This window comes from Giesbergeria sp. (assembly GCF_028686475.1).
Lineage (GTDB): Bacteria > Pseudomonadota > Gammaproteobacteria > Burkholderiales > Burkholderiaceae_C > Simplicispira.
The window spans coordinates 40,304-57,446 of the sequence record NZ_JAQUCA010000004.1 but is presented as its reverse complement, the minus strand read 5'-3'; the positions used below and the strand labels follow the sequence as shown (position 1 = coordinate 57,446).

18 protein-coding genes are annotated in these 17,143 nt (G+C 57.2%); 8 read left to right on the top strand and 10 right to left on the bottom strand.

The features are described from left to right. The first annotated feature begins 13 nt into the window (after window positions 1–13). Entirely contained in the window at window positions 14–634 is a 621-nt protein-coding gene (locus PHX60_RS03755) for a hypothetical protein (RefSeq protein WP_300074899.1), read from the top strand. Window positions 635–652: 18 nt separating this feature from the next. Here the strand turns inward: PHX60_RS03755 and ccsB are convergent, their stop codons facing one another. The 3 genes from ccsB to PHX60_RS03740 all read right to left on the bottom strand — a co-directional run bounded on the left by ccsB (window position 653) and on the right by PHX60_RS03740 (window position 4,894). Next, window positions 653–1,999 (bottom strand): c-type cytochrome biogenesis protein CcsB, encoded by a 1,347-nt coding sequence (gene ccsB / locus PHX60_RS03750; protein ID WP_300074896.1) that lies wholly within the window; start codon window positions 1,997–1,999, stop codon window positions 653–655. Next, window positions 1,996–4,158 carry a cytochrome c biogenesis protein ResB gene (locus tag PHX60_RS03745; RefSeq protein WP_300074893.1) on the bottom strand — a complete coding sequence of 721 codons (2,163 nt, stop codon included), beginning with the start codon at window positions 4,156–4,158 and terminating at the stop codon, window positions 1,996–1,998. The genes ccsB and PHX60_RS03745 overlap by 4 nt, the downstream gene beginning before the upstream one ends. 115 nt (window positions 4,159–4,273) lie before the next feature. Then, on the bottom strand, window positions 4,274–4,894 hold the full coding sequence (locus tag PHX60_RS03740) for a c-type cytochrome (RefSeq protein WP_300074890.1): 621 nt from the start codon (window positions 4,892–4,894) through the stop codon (window positions 4,274–4,276). Window positions 4,895–4,968: 74 nt separating this feature from the next. On the opposite strand from PHX60_RS03740, the gene yihA reads away from it, so the two are divergent. Continuing rightward, the gene (gene yihA, locus PHX60_RS03735) at window positions 4,969–5,685 is read left to right on the top strand and encodes a ribosome biogenesis GTP-binding protein YihA/YsxC (RefSeq protein ID WP_300074887.1); all 717 of its coding nucleotides are present in this window, start codon (window positions 4,969–4,971) and stop codon (window positions 5,683–5,685) included. A 41-nt stretch (window positions 5,686–5,726) separates the two neighbouring features. Continuing rightward, a complete protein-coding gene (locus PHX60_RS03730; RefSeq protein WP_300074885.1) occupies window positions 5,727–8,585 on the top strand; it encodes a DNA methyltransferase in 2,859 nt (952 codons plus the stop codon). Between the two features lie 256 nt (window positions 8,586–8,841). On the opposite strand, the gene PHX60_RS03725 is transcribed toward PHX60_RS03730, so the two are convergent. Continuing rightward, a complete protein-coding gene (locus PHX60_RS03725; protein WP_300074883.1) occupies window positions 8,842–10,233 on the bottom strand; it encodes an IS4 family transposase in 1,392 nt (463 codons plus the stop codon). Window positions 10,234–10,335: 102 nt separating this feature from the next. On the opposite strand from PHX60_RS03725, the gene PHX60_RS03720 reads away from it, so the two are divergent. Genes PHX60_RS03720 through PHX60_RS03700 form a run of 5 tightly spaced genes read left to right on the top strand, consistent with a single transcriptional unit; the run spans window position 10,336 to window position 11,741 of the window. After that, window positions 10,336–10,494, top strand: coding sequence for a hypothetical protein (locus PHX60_RS03720; RefSeq protein WP_300074881.1), 159 nt, complete (start codon window positions 10,336–10,338; stop codon window positions 10,492–10,494). Between the two features lie 26 nt (window positions 10,495–10,520). Next, entirely contained in the window at window positions 10,521–10,784 is a 264-nt protein-coding gene (locus PHX60_RS03715; RefSeq protein ID WP_300075247.1) for a type II toxin-antitoxin system RelE/ParE family toxin, read from the top strand. Beyond that, entirely contained in the window at window positions 10,771–11,058 is a 288-nt protein-coding gene (locus PHX60_RS03710; RefSeq protein ID WP_300074878.1) for a helix-turn-helix transcriptional regulator, read from the top strand. The genes PHX60_RS03715 and PHX60_RS03710 overlap by 14 nt, the downstream gene beginning before the upstream one ends. A 24-nt stretch (window positions 11,059–11,082) precedes the next feature. Continuing rightward, window positions 11,083–11,574 (top strand): hypothetical protein, encoded by a 492-nt coding sequence (locus PHX60_RS03705; protein WP_300074875.1) that lies wholly within the window; start codon window positions 11,083–11,085, stop codon window positions 11,572–11,574. A 5-nt stretch (window positions 11,575–11,579) separates the two neighbouring features. After that, entirely contained in the window at window positions 11,580–11,741 is a 162-nt protein-coding gene (locus PHX60_RS03700) for a hypothetical protein (RefSeq protein ID WP_300074874.1), read from the top strand. Window positions 11,742–11,825: 84 nt separating this feature from the next. On the opposite strand, the gene PHX60_RS03695 is transcribed toward PHX60_RS03700, so the two are convergent. From PHX60_RS03695 to PHX60_RS03670, 6 genes are all read right to left on the bottom strand, one after another. Next, window positions 11,826–13,514, bottom strand: coding sequence for a cation acetate symporter (locus tag PHX60_RS03695; protein WP_300074871.1), 1,689 nt, complete (start codon window positions 13,512–13,514; stop codon window positions 11,826–11,828). Beyond that, entirely contained in the window at window positions 13,511–13,831 is a 321-nt protein-coding gene (locus PHX60_RS03690; RefSeq protein ID WP_300074868.1) for a DUF485 domain-containing protein, read from the bottom strand. Before PHX60_RS03690 ends, PHX60_RS03695 begins: the two co-directional genes overlap by 4 nt. 364 nt (window positions 13,832–14,195) lie before the next feature. Then, on the bottom strand, window positions 14,196–15,203 hold the full coding sequence (locus PHX60_RS03685; RefSeq protein WP_300074866.1) for a metallophosphoesterase: 1,008 nt from the start codon (window positions 15,201–15,203) through the stop codon (window positions 14,196–14,198). Between the two features lie 27 nt (window positions 15,204–15,230). Beyond that, window positions 15,231–16,301 carry a 3-isopropylmalate dehydrogenase gene (leuB, locus tag PHX60_RS03680; protein ID WP_300074863.1) on the bottom strand — a complete coding sequence of 357 codons (1,071 nt, stop codon included), beginning with the start codon at window positions 16,299–16,301 and terminating at the stop codon, window positions 15,231–15,233. 43 nt (window positions 16,302–16,344) lie between these two features. Further along, on the bottom strand, window positions 16,345–16,995 hold the full coding sequence (gene leuD, locus PHX60_RS03675) for a 3-isopropylmalate dehydratase small subunit (RefSeq protein ID WP_300074861.1): 651 nt from the start codon (window positions 16,993–16,995) through the stop codon (window positions 16,345–16,347). A 13-nt stretch (window positions 16,996–17,008) separates the two neighbouring features. Beyond that, window positions 17,009–17,134, bottom strand: coding sequence for an entericidin A/B family lipoprotein (locus PHX60_RS03670; RefSeq protein ID WP_300074859.1), 126 nt, complete (start codon window positions 17,132–17,134; stop codon window positions 17,009–17,011). Window positions 17,135–17,143: the final 9 nt, after the last annotated feature.

Genomic DNA, 17,143 nt, shown 5'->3' with positions numbered 1-17,143 from the left:
CATCTGAAAATTTATGGATATTTTGACCCTTGCGTTACTGCTCACAGTGGGGCTGTATTGGCTCAACAACCGCCATCAACGCCGCCGTATGCTGCTGCTGGGCCGCCACCTGCAACCCTACCAAATTGAAAAGCTGATGGAAGCGCTGATGGATGGCTATCTGCGTGCCTTGGGCGAAAGCACTCCAGAGCGGCGTGAGCAAATTTGGCACCTGCTGGCCACCACCGAACACCAATTGTCCGAGCAGTTTCGGCGTTTTGCCAAAGATTTTGCCCAAGTGCAGGCCGATAGCACCCGCATCAGCCGCTTGCCCCTGCCTTTACCCCTGGCCGATGTTTGGTGGCCACAAGCCACCTTTGATATGCGCCAAGCCTTGAGCATCCATGCGCGTGGGCTAGAGCGTGCGGTACACCGGCAGCCCGGCCAATCGGAGCGCGACCGCGCCTTTACCATGTCGGCAGAGCTGCTGCTGATGCAACACACCTGCCACTGGTTTTGCAAATCGCACACAATGGCCTCGGCGCGCATGTTGGCGCGCCACCAAACGCCCTACGCGCAATTGGTGGCCAGTGTTGCGCCCGAAACCCGGCGCGATTACTTGGCCTTGGTGCGCGGCCAAGCAGCCGCGCAATAACCGAGGAATGGGGGCGGCTTACAAATTGCCGTAGCTGTGCAGCCCGGACAAGAACATATTCACCCCCAAAAAGGCAAAGGTGGTCACGGCCAAGCCCACTAAGGCCCACCATGCCGACACCGTGCCGCGCAGGCCCTTCATGAGGCGCATGTGCAGCCAGGCGGCATAGTTCAGCCAGACAATCAAGGCCCAGGTTTCCTTCGGGTCCCAGCTCCAATAGCCGCCCCAAGCCTCGGCGGCCCAAAGCGCGCCCAACACCGTGGCAATGGTAAAAAATGCAAAGCCCACGGCAATGGATTTGTACATCACATCATCGAGCAGCTCCAGCGCTGGCAATTTGGCGGCAATGCGCTCACGCCCCAGCAAAATCCCGGCCACGATGATGGCCGAGATACCAAAATACACCATCCAGTAGCTGCTGCCGTTTTGGCCTGCACTGGTACGGAACACCACCGGCTCAAAGCACAGCACCACGCCCAGCAACCACAGCGGGGCCAGCTTGTACCAGCGCGTCTCGCCCGCCGATTGTTTAATCAGGTAGGCAAAGGCCACCATCGCGGCCAAGGCAAAGGTGCCATAACCGATAAAGTTGGCCGGTACATGCAGCTTCATCCACCAGCTTTGCAGCGCTGGCACCAAGGGCTGGATTTCGTGCGCCTCACGCACCACGGTGTACCAAAGCAAAAAGCCCACGGCAGCACTGATCACCAGCATGACAAAAGCGCCCAAGGCGCGCGTCTTGTATTGCTCTTCGTAGTACAAATAGAACAGTGCCGTCATCCAGCAAAACATGACAAACACTTCGTACAGGTTACTGACCGGAATATGGCCAATATCTGGCCCCAGCAAGTAGCTCTCGTACCAGCGCACCAGCGTACCCACCAAGGCCATGAACACCGCCGTCCAGACCAAGCGCGAACCCAGCAAAGACATGGTGCTGCCTTCGCCTTTGGCGAACATGCTCAGCCAGTAAAAAATGGTGCTCATGAAGAACAACATGCTCATCCACAGAATGGCAGATTGGCTGGATAAAAAGTATTTGAGCCAAAACACCGTATCTGCGCGTGCCAAACTGCCCGCATCGCCTTGTTGGTACAAGCTAATCGCCAGCAAAGCACCAGCGCCTGCCCCCAGCATCAGGGCGCGCAAGGGTCGCCAAAACCAGCCCAGCCAAATGACTGCTGGAATGGTGCCCAGCAAAATACCCTTTTCGTAGCCATCCATGTAGTTGGCATAGCGTTGCAGGGCAAACAAGCCGCCCAGCAACACCAAGGCGGCAAAAATCCAATCAAAAGCATTGCGCCGTGCGGCAAAACTCTCGTTGAGGGTGATGGTGGCGTTGGTCGTGGTGGTCGCCGTGTTCATGTTTTGGCTCCGGGGGGTACACCGATGAGTTTGTCGGTCAATTGGGCAAATTCGCGGTCGGCATCCATCGTCTTGCGGTTGCTCGACAGGGCCATTGTGGCTTGACTGCCTTGTCCTTGTGGCTGTGGGGCCAACCAAATCCACAGGCGGCGCTCGCGCACATAGAGCATGGCAAACACGCCCAAAATCAGCAAGGCACAGCCCAAATAGACAATGTTCTTGCCCGGTGCGCGCGCTACTTGGAACACACTGGCCTGCACCTGTGTGAAATCTTTCAGTTGGAACACCAAGGGCGCAGGGTAAATCTGCACATCGCTTAAAGCCAATACCGATTGGGTCATAAAGCCTTGGGTTTGCTCATTGGGAGACAAGGGCGGCAAGCCCGCGCGTTGCTGTGCCAGTTGGGCCAGTTCAAACAGGCTACCGTTGAGGATGCGAATCAGCACCTCGCTGGCCTTGCTGCGCTCGGATTCGGGCACATTGGCCTCGATGAAGTCGGACAGCGCTGGCAGGCCGCCCACAGGTTTGCCAGGCTGGCCGGGTTTGCCAGTGTTTTCGGCCCCAGCAAACAAGCCCAGCGCGCGCGCCGCTGATTGGCGCAATTGCTCTATCACCTCGGGGCGCGAGGCATCTATCGCTTGGCTGGCGTAGCGGCGCACGGCTTCATCGCGCAGGGCTGGGTCATTCAGGGCAGCACGCAGACGGATAAAGCCATCCATGCTGCCTTGGGCATCGGCGGGCAGGCGCAGGTAGCGCAATGGGTCCGCTGGGGTTTCGCGCACGCCCAGCAAGAACATCGGCGTGCCGCCTTCTTCTAGCACGATGGGCTGCATGTAGTTGTGGTACTCACGCGCTTGGCCAGCGGCATCGCGCAGTTTGTAACCTATGCTGGGGCCAACATTGCGTAATTCTTTGCGCGTATTGGTTTTGTTGGCCGCACCCAAGCGCGCGTCAATGGCCTGGCGCAAATCCACTTTACGCACATCAGCCCCCGAACTCAAACCATCGGCACCAAAATTTTCAATGTTGAACACGCGCAGCGAGGTAAATTCTAAGGTGAGCGCATCGCCACCGCTGGCCTTGACCAGTTGCGAATTGCCCCCAATGCTGCCTTGCACTTCAAAGCGCTGGCCGCCGGGGGTTAGTGGCAGGGCTTGCAGCGTCACGGCGGAGCCACCATCGTCAAAGCTGGATTGGTAAATCTCAATCCCTTTATAGCTGGCCGGGTGGTTGACCTCAATGCGCGCCGGGGTTTGGGCACCCGTGGCTTTGTCGTGGATGATGATGTCGCTGGCAAACAGCTTGGGCATTCCGGTGGAGTAATGCTCGACAATGAACTTTTTCAGTTCAATCGCAAAAGGTAACTCTTGCAACAAAATGCCATCGGATTGGGCCAAGATGGCGGTATCGGCCTGTGTGCCCTCGGCTACCAGTAAATTGCCCCGGAAGGTTGGGTTGCGCTCGCTCAGGCGGTGCTGCTGGGGCACATCAGAGATTAAGCCGCCGCCGGTGTAGGGCAGTTTATTGCCCCACCACATTTGCGCGCGCACCATCAAATCTCCATCCAACAGGCCGCCAATACACACCAGCACAATCGCGCTGTGCGCTGCAATGTAGCCTAGCTTATTGGCCGCACCGGCTTTGGCAGCGACCATCCAACCGGTGCCGGGGCCAGCGGGGGTGTCGCGCTGCTGCAGTTTGACTTTCCAGCCGCCACCGACCAGCATTTGGCCGATGCGTTGCGCCTCGCTGGCGCTGTCACCCGTCAAAACGGCTTGGGCCTTGTGGTGAAACGCGGCCAGATTTTTTTCGCGGATGTTTTCTTTGTAGGTTTTGAGGTCAGCCCAAATTTTGGGCGTACTGCGCGCAATGCACAGCGAGGTACTGAGTACCAAAAACGCCAAAATCAGCAAAAACCACCAAGCACTGTAAACGGCATTGAGTTTGAGCGCCAAAAACAACTCGGCCCAAAATGGCCCAAACTGGTTGACATAATTGTTGATAGGCTCATGCTGTTTGAGTACGGTGCCAATCACCGAGGCAATGCAAATGACCGTGAGCAAAGCAATGGCAAAGCGCATCGAGACCAGCACTTCCATACTGGCTCGCAAGGCTTGTGCGCCAATACGGGGGCGCACGCCGGGTGAAGAATCAGACATGAAAAGGATGATACGGGGCAAAATTAAAACGGGCGGGCCACCGCAAAGATGGCCCGCCCGTCTTGGGGTCTGTTGGCGGCGCTTGGTTCCGTAGAACGGCGCCAGTGGCTAGGTTTTAGCGTAGGCCAGCAATGTAATCAGAGACGGCCTTGATTTCGCGGTCGTTGAGCTTGGCGGCTACGCCAGTCATTTGGATGCTGTTGTTACGCACGCCATCGCGGAACTGCACCAGCTGGGCGGCGGTGTAATCGGCATGTTGACCGGCCAAGCGGGGGTATTGCGACGGAATGCCCGCACCGTTGGGGCTGTGACAAGCGGCGCAGGCGGCAATGTTGCGGTCGGCAATGCCGCCACGGTAGATGCGTTCGCCCAGCATGACCATCGCCTTGTCTTTGGCAAAGCCGGGCGTGGCTTGCTTGGTAGCGAGCCAAGCAGAGATGTTACGCATGTCGTCGTCGGTCAGGGCGGCAACCATGCCCGACATGATGGCATTGGCCCGCTTGCCTGATTTGAACTCTTGCAATTGCTTGGTCAGGTATTCGGGGTGCTGCTGGGCCAGCTTGGGGTTGGCCACGGTGGTGGAGTTGCCATCGGCAGCGTGGCAGGCAGCACAGACAGCGGCATAGCTGGCCTCGCCTTTAGCCAGATCGGGTTTGGCTGGGCCGGCAGAAAACGCCGGAAACGCGGTAGCTGCCAGCGCGGCAGCCGTGAGCAAGGAGGCGAGCAACTTCTTCATATCGAGGGTCTTATTGATGGTGGCGCAAAACAGCCCGATTCTACAATGCTGCTCTTACCGCCGAATTTGATTTCATGACACCTTCTGTTTCTGTGCCTGTTGCTGGCACCCCTTCGCCCGCTATGGATGGCCGCACCGCCTTGGGCTGGATGCACACGGCACGCTTTTTAACCACGGCGGCCCAGCTCAACCAGCTGCCCGAGATTGATGTGCCAGAGATTGCCTTTGTCGGCCGCTCTAACGCTGGCAAGTCCACCTGTATCAACACCCTGACACAGCAAAAGCAATTGGCCTTTGCCTCGAAAAAACCGGGGCGCACCCAGCATATCAACCTGTTTAGCTTGGGCCGCCAAGGCATTCAAGATGCCGTGTTGGCCGATTTGCCCGGCTATGGCTACGCGGCGGTGTCGCGCTCGGACAAAATGCGCTGGCAGCAAGTGATGGTCAATTATTTGATACAACGCCCCAGCTTGACCGGCATTGTGCTGCTGTGCGACCCACGTTTGGGCCTGACCGAGTTGGATGAAGCCCTGCTCGAAGTGGTGCGCCCCAGAGTCGAAGAGGGTCTGAAATTTTTGGTGATTTTGACCAAAGCCGACAAACTCACGCGCGCCGAGCAGGCCAAGGCGCTGTCGATTGCGCGTTTGCAAACCGGCGGCGGCGAGGTGCAGATGTTTTCTGCCCTCAAAAAACAAGGTGTTGAAGAGGCCGCCCTGCGCCTGTGGCATTGGGCGCATCCAGCAGCCGAAGAGGGCAACGCAGCCGCTGAGGAGGTGCCCGAGGCGGATTAACACGGGCTTGTGGCAGTCGGTTTTGCGCTCAAAATGCGGCCATGACCGTTACCCTGAACAAAGCAGAAGTTCTGCACCGCGCCTACGCCTTTGCTAAAGACTACGCCAGCGCCAGCTACGAAATGGGCCAGGCGCAAAACTTTATCCGGGATTTGTGCGAGGTGTTCGGCTTTTCGGCCAAACGCTTGGTCAGTTTTGAGCAGCGTGTTAAAAAATCCGGCGGCAGCAGTGGGCGCATGGATGGTTTCTATCCCGGCAAATTGCTGATAGAGATGAAATCGCGCGGCGCAGACTTGCAAGCCGCCTACCAGCAGGCGCTAGATTACCTGCCCGGCCTGCAAGATGCCGAATTGCCCGCTTACATTTTGGTGAGTGATTTTGAGCACCTGCACCTGTACCGGCGCGGCGATGGCAGCGCGCCGCTGTGCCATACCCTGGCCGAGTTTCCACAGCAGATTGATGCCTATTTGTTTTTGGCCGGTTTTGAAACCCAAGCCAGGGCCGAACAAATTGCCGTGAACGAAAGCGCAGCGCGCAACATTGCCCAGTTGCACGATGCCATGCGCGATGGTGGCTACCACGGGGCCGATTTAGAGCGCTACTTGGTGCGCTTGCTGTTTTGCTTGTTTGCCGAAGACACCGCCATTTTTGACAGCCCCGGCGCGTTCAGCCGCTATGTGCGCCAACACACGCGCGAGGATGGCAGCGACTTGGACGGCGCGCTGCAAAATCTGTTTGACACCCTGAACCGCGCCCCCGACCAACGGCCCAAAAACCTGCCGCACGAGTTGCGCGGCTTTCCGTATATCAATGGCAGTGTGTTTGCGGGGCGCTTGGAGCCTTGTTACTTTGACAGCACCGCGCGCCGCGTGTTGCTCAACTGTGCCGAACAGTTTGATTGGTCACAAATCAGCCCGGCTATTTTTGGCTCCTTGTTTCAGGCGGTGATTCACCACGATGACGAGGGCGTGACGGCCAAGAGCAGCAAGCGGCGCGAACTGGGCGCACACTACACCAGCGAAATCAACATTTTGCGCGTGATTGGCCCGCTGTTTTTGCACGCTTTGCAAGCAGACCTCAAAACTGCACGCGGCAGCAAAGCCCGGCTCAAGGCTTTTTTAGCGCGTTTGCGCGGCCTGCATTTTTTTGACCCAGCCTGTGGCTGTGGCAATTTTTTGGTATTGGCCTACCGCGAAATTCGGCGTTTGGAGTTGGATGCCGTCGAGGCTTTGCTCGAACTAGAGCAACGCCAACGCACTGTCAGTGGCACCTTGGATGCCAAGGAGTTTGAGCAAATTCAGTGCGATGTCCACCAATGCCACGGTATTGAGATTGAAGCCAGCGCGGCCCACATTGCCACGGTGGCGCTGTGGTTGACCGACCACCAAGAAAACCTGCGCGCCAGCCAAGCATTGGGCGGCCACTTTAACCGCTTGCCGCTGGTGCGTAAGGCCAACATTGTGCAGGGCAACGCCTTGACGCTGGATTGGGCCGAGGTGCTGCCGCCCACGCAGTGCAGTTATGTGATTGGCAACCCGCCGTTTGTCGGGGCCAAGTTTATGAGCGATGCCCAGCGTGAAGACACGCGCCGGGTGTTGGCCGATGTCAACAATGCTGGTTTGTTGGACTTGGTGGCCGCTTGGTATGTGAAGGCGGCGCGCTATCTGCGCGGCGATAGTTCTGCGGGGAGGGTGCGTTGTGCGTTTGTGTCCACCAACAGCATTACCCAAGGCGAACAGGTGGGCGTGTTGTGGGGCTGGATGTTGGCCCAAGGGGTGAAGATTCAGTTTGCCCACCGCACCTTCCAATGGAGCAACGATGCCAAGGGCGTGGCCGCTGTGCATTGCGTGATTGTGGGTTTTGGCTTAGAGGAGCGCACGGACAAGCTGATTTACCACTACCCGGATATTCGCGGGGAGCCGGTGGCTGTATCGGCACAGAATATCAACCCTTATTTGGTGGATGCGCCCGATGTCATAGCCCAAGCCCGTTCCGCACCTTTGATGGCAGTGCCTGAAATAGTCAACGGTAGCATTCCTGCGGATGGTGGCAACTTGATTTTGTCACTGGAAGAATACCAGACACTATTGCAAACCGAACCAGCAGCCCGTCATTGGATGCGCCCATATTTGGGTGCTGAAGGTCTTATCCACAATCAGTGGCGCTATTGTTTATGGCTAGTAGATTGTCCGCCGCAAACCTTGCGGACTATGCCGCTGGTATTGCAGCGCGTTCAGGCCGTAAAAGCCATGCGTGAGCAAAGCAGCAAGGCCGCTACACGCCAAAAATCCGCCACGCCTTCGCTGTTTACCGAAAATCGCCAACCTACACAGGGGTGTTATTTAGCCATTCCACGCACATCTTCTGAACATCGGCATTACCTGCCTATTGCTTATCTCAATGCCGATGTTATCGCCGCCAACGACTTGCAGATGGTGCCCCAAGCCACGCTATACCACTTTGGCGTTTTGTCCAGCACTATGCACCGGGCTTGGACGGGTATCACTGCTGGACGCTTGAAAAGTGACATTCGGTATTCTGTAAAGCTCACTTACAACACATTCCCTTGGCCCGATTTGCCAGAAGACACCCCGCAGCAGCCAGCGCCAGCTCCGGTACAAAAACGCCGCCAAGCCATCGCCGCTGCCGCCCAAGCCGTGCTGGATGCCCGCGCCCAATTTGCAGATAGCACCTTGGCTGACCTGTACGACCCATTAACCATGCCGGTGCAACTGAGCAAAGCCCACCAACAATTAGACAAAGCCGTCGATGCCGCCTATGGCTACCAAGGCCCACCCGACGATACCGCCCGCGTTGCCTTTTTGTTTGCCCGTTACCAAGCCCTGACAGCAGCCACCGCCCCCGTCAGCGCCAGCCGACCCAAACGGCGCAAAGCGTAGGTTGGGTTACGCATGTAACCCAACATCCCCCCAACCCGGACCACCACCTTATCCCCAAAGAAGTGATGCAATTGCCGTTTGGTGTTGGGTTAAGCAATGTTGGATTAAGCAATGTTGGGTTGCACGCAACCCAACCTACGAGGCTGCCATGCGGCAATGCGCCTGATTAACGCAAATGGTAGATCAAGCTGGTCGTAACCTAGCATATAGCCTCGTTCATTCCACAAACCACTGCTGTAAAAATCGTTACCGAGTCTCATGGCACAAAGATAAGCCCACGCTTGCTCTGAATAGCCTCGCGGGCTTGCTGGCGTGGTTGCCTAAGCAAGGGCAAGTTTTTCGGCCTTCGCTTCTTGGCCCGAGGCTCGATGCGTCCAGGGCGCGCTCGCAGGTGCAGCTTGCCTATGTTTTGCAGCAGTGCCTGCACCAGCGCAGCCTCATCCTGACTTTTGCCACGGAGCAGTGCAGCGCCAAAGTGCTCCAGCAAACGCTTGGCTGTGCTAAAGCTCAGACTGCGCGCCAGCACTTGGGCCAGTACCGCACTGGCGGCCATCGCCCAGCGCACCAGGTTGTAGGCCAAGATACCCACGGCGATCTCTTTGTCAATCATCTGGCTCGATTTGCAGCGCAGCACATCCATCCCTAGCGTCGCCCTGATCACCCTAAAATCGACCTCAATGTTCCAGCGCATAGCGTACAGTTGATCGAGTGCTTTGGCGCTGGCATAGTTGGGCTGGCGCATGGTGCTTACCAGTACCCGGCCATTGACCTGGCTCTCGCGCATGTGCAGCACAGCCGGGCACTGTGCATACTCTTGCTCGCTCATCCACTGCGGCTTGGCTGGGCGCGGCCACTGCACGAGATGGTCGTTCTTGCCCAAAGACTGGCCCTGCGTGAAATCGCTTTTGCGCCTACCGTGCTGGGCCATGAGTACATCAGCACCGCGCGCACTGATGGCGTGGATCAGCCACCAAGTGGCCAGCAAGGCATCGGCCAACACGATATCGCCCGGCATTACTTTGTTGAGCAGGCCACGCAGCACCGTTTGCTCGCCCGAGCCTTTGCCGCGCAAAGGTGTCAACTCGTAGCCCAACACGGCACCGCTGGCCAAGCCGATCAAGGCACCGATGCGTACCATGGGAAAACCCAGCCCCGGCGCTTGTGTGCGGCTTTGGGGGTAGGCGGCCTGGTTGCTGGCGGTATCGGGCATGGACATGCTGGTGCCATCAAAGAGCTTGATGCTTCGGCCCTGCCAGCGCCAGACCTTGGGACTCATGGCTTCGAGTTGCGCTGCCAGCGTGGCTGACAGATCGCAAGCGATGGCCGTTGGCAAGCGCATACGCGCTTGGCAGTAGGCGGCGGTGTTGGTCGAGGCGGCGCTCAATCCTGCACTCAGGCGCTGGGCCAGCTGGCGCACGACGACATTCTGGCACGAGCCATCGCTGCCCAGTGCTTGCCCGACAAACAGGCGCAAGGTCTTGAGCGGCGGATACTGGCGTTGGCGCACGGTGGCTAGGCAGTGTTGCTCGACAACAGAGCAAATTTGCTCGGCGCTGAGTGCTTGCTCGAAGGCAGCGTCAGGATACTGGGCAAACTGCTGGCGCAGCAAATGCGCCTCATCAAAATGCTTGGATTGGTTATCCTTCATGCGGGCTGACTCCTTGATGGTTTGCTGTTTGGTTTTGCAACTTCAGCCTACCACCGCGCCGGGTGTCAGCCCACCTTCAAATTCTTGCCTCGGGGCTTATCTTTGTGCCATGAGGGTCAGAGTGAGTTTTTTGCCTATGGCGACCAAGGCCCACCCGACGATGCCGCCCGCGTGGCCTTTTTGTTTGCCCGCTACCAAGCCCTGACGGCAGCCACCGCCCCGGTGCTTTCAGTTAAACCAACACGGCGACGCAAAGCGTAGGTTGGGTTACGCATGTAACTACGAAGCTGGCCCGTTACATTGCCTTGGCTGATCGCATGGTGGATTACGGCCCCCATCTGGGCTTGCCGCACACCAAGGTTCTGGGCGATGGTTTGCTAGAACTGCGCCTCAAAGGCGCTGAGGGTATCGCCCGTGTGCTGTACTGCACTTTGGTCGGGCAGCGCATCGTGGTGTTGCACAGTTTCATTAAAAAAACCGACAAAATCCCAGCCAAGGAATTGGCAGTGGCCCACAAACGCTTAAAGGAGATTAAAGATGCTCACCCATGAACAACTCAAGGCCCAAGCACTGCAAAATCCAGCCGTGCGTGCAGAGTACGAACGCCTGCAACGCGAAGAAATGCCCATGCTCGATGCCATTCTGAAAGCCCGGCACGAAGCAGGTTTAACGCAAGCCCAGGTGGCAGAGCGCATGGGCACCAAGGCCCCTGCGGTGGCCCGTTTGGAGGCCTCGCTGGTCAGTGGCAAGCATTCACCATCATTGGCTACGCTGCAAAAGTATGCGGCAGCATTGGGCAAACGGGTGCAGGTTCTATTGGTTTAGTTGTTATCTGACCCTGATTTTTATATGTTCAACCCTGTTATTTTTCTCAGCATCCTGATATTTGCTCCCCAAGCATGGGCTGCCCATAAATGCACCGGGCCTGATGGCAAAGTTTCTTACCAAGATGCCCCTTGCTCTGGTCAAGGAGAAAAATTCGAGGTACGTCCTATTTCTGTCATTGCCCCTACCAGCGCTCAAGCCAACCCAACGTCCAACCTGGCACCAGCACCACCACAGCCTAGCGTGGTGCCGCCCCCTGTTTCGCCGCCGGTAGCCCAGCCATCCCCCCTGACGCGCGAAGCGGATACATGCTTGGCTTGGTACAAGCCAAAGTTACGCGATCCAGCAGGTGCCTATTACACAGCGCCTTCTAAAGAGGGGCGCGTCCTGTCCATCACCATCCATGCCACCAACGGTTATGGTGGCTACGTTACGCAAAACGCCAGCTGCGAAATTCACAACGGCAAACTGGATACCGACTGGACGAAAATTCATGCAGCCAGGCAAGGGTGGTAATAAAAATGAGGCCGAGCGTAGGCCAGAGTGAGTTTTTCGCCTGTGGCTACCAAGGCCCACCCGACGATACTGCCCGCGTGGCCTTTTTGTTTGCCCGTTACCAAGCACTGACAGCAGCCATCGCCCCGGTGCTTCCAGTTAAACCAACACGGCGGCGCAAAGCGTAGGTTAGGTTACGCATGTAACCCAACATCCCCCTGCGCCGGGCAAAAAAAATGCGCCCGAAGGCGCATGAACTGTGCGGGACAGAATCAGTGTGCAGCAGCGCTGTCGGCACCTACACCCGTTTGGGCGCGAACATACTGGTCATCAAAGGCGGCACGCTCCATCCGAGCTTGTTCACTGTTGTCCAACTTGGAGAACACGTAAATGCACAGGAAGGCCAGCGGCATGGCAAACAGCGCTGGCTGGGTGTACGGAAACAGCGGGGCCGCGTTGCCCAGCACATCCACCCACACCGACTTAGAGAACACCACGAACAGCACCGAGCTGATCAGGCCGGTATAGCCGCCCACCAGCGCGCCGCGCGTGGTCAGGCCGCGCCAATACATGGACATCAGCAGCACCGGAAAGTTGGCACAGGAGGCCACGCCAAAAGCCAGTGCCACCATGAAGGCCACGTTCATCTTCTCGAAGACCACACCCAACAGCACCGCCACCACGCCCAGGCCCAGCGTCGCCATCTTAGAGACACGGATTTCCTTTTCTTCGGAGACCTTGCCTTTCATGATGACGCGAGCATACAGGTCATGCGAGATGGCCGAGGCACCCGCCAGTGCCAGACCTGCCACCACGGCCAAGATGGTGGCAAAAGCCACCGCCGACAAAAAGCCCAACAGCAAATTGCCACCAGCGGCCTTGGCCAAGTGCAACGCAACCATGTTGCTGCCGCCAATCAGCTTGCCGCTGACATCGCCACCCTCAAAGAACTGCGGATCGGTGCCCACCAGCACGATGGCACACAGGCCCATGAAGGCAATCACGTGGAAAAAGAAAGCGATGATGCCGGAGGCATAGAACACCGATTTGCGCGCTTCTTTGGCGTTGGTCACGGTAAAGAAGCGCATCAGGATGTGCGGCAGTCCGGCAATACCAAACATCAGGCCCAGGCCCATCGAAATGGCCGTTACTGGGTCGGCCAACAGGCTGCCCGAGGCCAGCAAATTGGGTCCCAGCTTGTGTACTTCCATAGCGCGGTTGGTCAGGGTCTCGAAGCTGAAGCCAAACTTACTAAACGCCAGCAGCATGATGGCAGTACCGCCCGTTAGCAGCATGCACGCCTTGATAATCTGCACCCAAGTGGTGGCCACCATGCCGCCAAAAATGACGTACACCATCATCAGCACGCCCACGACGACCAGTGCCACGTTGTAATCTAGCCCAAACAGTAGCTTGATGAGCTGCCCAGCACCGACCATTTGCGCCACCAGATAAAAGCACACCACCACCAGCGAGCTGATGGCAGCCATCGTGCGTACCTGGCCTTGATTGAGGCGGTAGGCAGTGATGTCGGCAAAGGTGAACTTGCCTAGGTTGCGTAGGCGCTCGGCCATCAGGAACAGGATAATGGGCCAGCCCACAAAGAATGCGACCATGTAGATATAGCCATCCACCCCTTGGCCGTAAATCATGGCGGTCAGTCCCAGCAGTGTGGCGGCAGACATAAAGTCGCCCGCAATCGCCAAGCCGTTTTGCTTGCCGCTGATACCGCCCCCGGCGGTGTAGAAGTCTGAGGCCGACTTGGAGCGGCCCGCCGCCCAGTAGGTGATACCCAGCGTCATCAGCACGAAGACAAAGAACATACCGATGGCGTGCAGATTGAGTGGCTGTTTTTCAGCGGCTCCCAAGTCGGGGCCAGCCAAGGCCAGCGTGGGCAGGCACAACAGTGCTAGCGCCAGTGGATGCCCGAGGCGGGACAGTAGAGAAGGCGTTCGGGTCATTTGGTTTTCCTCAGGGCATCTTGGATGATTTGTTCATTCAAGGCATCAAACTCGCCATTGGCACGGCGCACATACACCCAGGTAAGCAAGCAGAAGAACACGAACTGGAAAAACCCCAGTGCCACGCCCACCGTCAAATTGCTGCCGTCAAAAATACGCACGGCGATGGCGCTGGGCACAAACGCCACTAGCAGCACAAAACTGAAAAAAACACCAATTACCAGCAAGGCCAGCATGGTGGCAAAGCGCCCGCGCTGCTGTATCAGCTCGGCATAGCGCGGGTCGCGCTTGATGTTTTCGTACAGTGGATTGGACATGGGTCTCCTAAAGCATCGCGGCTGCTTGCCGCGTAAAAAAAATGGCATTTTAGGAAGTCAATCCTGTTAAATCCTTACAGAAAAATACGGATTTCTGCCGTATAAGTGCAGGTTTTTAATTCTTGAAAAATGGGGGTCAGACTCTCATAATCCGCCTCCCCTAGAGGCATTACCCACGCCTTCTACAAACTGCTGTTTTCCTAGCCCGAGTTGGTGCAGATTTTTGCTATCTGGATTCGGGCAGTGCTATTGCGCCAAAGCAAGGAATAATTGGAATCTGACCCCCAAATTTAAGCAGTGCCACGGCAAGCTGGCTTAAACGCCAGCGTGCGTTGAATGCGGTGCAACCCTCCGTGGTTGGTCTTTAGTGCAGTTGCAGCACATCTACCCTGGGTATCACTCCCAACCTTGCTGGCAGCCCAATAGTGCCTACGCCAGTGGATACAAACAAGGCTCCGGCAGGTGTGCTGTAGTGGCCTGCATACCAACCGTGGGCGCTGATGCCAGGCAGCACGCGCTGCTGGGTAATCCACGGTAGGCGTATCTGGCCACCGTGGGTATGGCCGCTCAATACCAAGGTAGCCGCATCGGCAGGCAGTAAAGCAGCAGTGTCTGGTTGGTGTGCCAACACCAGTCGGGGCCGGGCCAGTGGCGGGGGTGGCAAGCAGCGGACGATGTCGGCATGAGGATTTCCACCCCATAAATCGCTCAGGCCAACAATGTCCCAGCCCTTAAAGCGCAGCATTTGGCCATCCAACAGGTGTACGCCGTGGCTTTGCAGGGCCGCACGCAGGGCCAAAGTCAGTGCTGGGCCGGGCGATTGGGTGTCGTGGTTGCCCAAAACCGCCCAGACTGGGTGGCGTATCCGGGCCAACGGGGCTAAAGTAGCCTGCAAATCCAGTGGGGGGGCGTAAGTCCAATCACCGGCTACCACCACTGCATCGACCGCTTGGGCGTTGAGCAGCTCTACCAAACGCTCCAACTGCCAAGCACGCACAAACAGGCCCACATGTATATCGGACACCAACGCCAAACGCAGCGGCGTAGCGCCTGCTGGCAGTACGGCCAACCGATGGGTGTGCAATGCCAACAGACGCGGCTCTAGCAAAGCAGCCCAAGCAGCCACTGCCAACACGACCAACCCTGAGCAGTGCAGCCAGCGCTGGCCAGTGCTGGTAGCACCTTGGCGCAATTTGGGCCACAGCGCCAGCAGCCAAGGCAGCAAGGCCCAAGCGGCCCAAAAGAGCCAGAGCTTGAACGCCACCACCATCCCACGTTCAGGTTCTGCCCAGCGCCCCTGCATATCCCACAGCGCCAGTGGGGCCGCCAGCAAACACCAGCCTAACCCCAGATGGTAAAGATGGCGTCGCACTTGGCTATTGATTAACCCAATTATTAATTAACCCAATGCCTTAACTACTGCATCACCCATTTGCACGGTATTCACTTTGGTTGTACCTGCACTGTAAATATCGCCGGTACGCAGACCTTGGGCCAATACGGCTTTCACGGCGTTCTCGATGCGGTCGGCCGCTTCGGGCTGTTGCAGGCTAAAGCGCAACATCATGGCAGCGCTCAAAATGGTAGCCAAGGGGTTGGCAATGCCTTTGCCAGCGATGTCGGGGGCGCTGCCGTGGCTAGGCTCGTACAAACCTTGGCCTTGACTGTTCAAGCTGGCCGAGGGCAGCATACCAATCGAGCCGGTCAGCATCGAGGCTTCATCGCTCAAAATGTCGCCAAACATATTGCCCGTGACCAGCACGTCAAACTTTTTCGGCTCTTTCACCAACTGCATAGCGGCGTTGTCCACATACATATGGTCTAGCGCCACATCGGGGTATTGTTGGCCGATTTCGGTCATCACATCCTTCCAGAGTTGGAAGGTTTCCAGCACATTAGCCTTGTCCACGCTGGTCACGCGCTTGCTACGCTTTTGTGCTGCTTGGAAAGCCACATGGGCAATGCGCTCAATCTCAGGGCGCGAGTAGCGCATGGTGTCAAAGGCTTCCTCCGCGCCGGGGAAGTGGCCATCGGTGGCAATGCGACGGCCACGCGGTTGGCCGAAGTAAATATCGCCGGTCAGTTCACGGATGATGAGGATGTCTAAGCCTGCCACCAGCTCGGGCTTCAGGCTAGAGGCGTGCGTGAGTTGCTCGTAGCAAATGGCCGGGCGGAAGTTGGCAAACAGGCCCATCGCTTTACGCAGACCCAAAATGGCTTGCTCGGGGCGCAGTGGGCGGTCTAGTGTGTCGTATTTCCAATCACCCACCGCACCAAACAAAATAGCATCGGCTGCTTGTGCCAATTTGAGGGTAGATTCGGGCAGGGGGTGACCTGCCACTTCGTAAGCGGCACCGCCTACGGGGGCGGTTTCCAGCTCAAACTTCAAATCGAGGGCGTTTAATACCTTGACGGCTTCAGCCACGATTTCGGTACCAATGCCATCACCGGGTAAAACTGCAATTTTCATAATGTCATTTCTTTGAAAAATAAAATATCGGGGCAATAGGCTTTTAAGCCACCATCGTATGTGCCAGCCAAGGTTTGGTAGCCAAGCGCGCGGCCTCAAAGGTTTTGATTTTGTCGGCGTGGCGCAAGGTCAGGCCAATATCGTCAAAGCCATTCAACAGGCAATATTTGCGGAAGGGCACGACATCGAACGGGATTTCTTCGCCTTGTGGCCGCACAATCACTTGGCGCTCTAAATCAATGGTCAGTTGGTAGCCAGTAAAGGCCGCCACTTCATCAAACAACTGCGCCACCGTGGCCTCGGGCAACACAATCGGCAGCAGACCATTTTTGAAGCAGTTGTTAAAGAAAATATCGGCAAAACTCGGCGCAATAATGGCACGGAAACCGTATTGCTCCAGCGCCCACGGGGCGTGTTCGCGGCTAGAGCCACAGCCAAAGTTTTTGCGCGCCAATAAAACCGATGCGCCTTGGTAACGTGCTTGGTTTAGCACAAAATCCGGGTTGGGCTGGCGGCTGGCGGGGTCTTGGCCGGGTTCGCCGGGGTCCAGGTAGCGCCATTCGTCAAACAGGTTCACGCCAAAGCCGGTTTTTTTAATCGACTTGAGAAACTGCTTGGGGATAATGGCATCGGTATCGACGTTCTCGCGGTCCATAGGGGCGACAAGGCCCTGGTGTACGTTGAATTTTTGCATGGCGGTAGGTGGGTTACTTGGCAGCGCGTTCGATGGCGGAACCGGCTTTTTCAATATCTTGGCCCACACCTTTGACGGTGTTGCAGCCAGCCAGCATAAAGGCCAGCGACAGGGCGATGAGAGTGGCAATCTTTTTCACAACAATGCT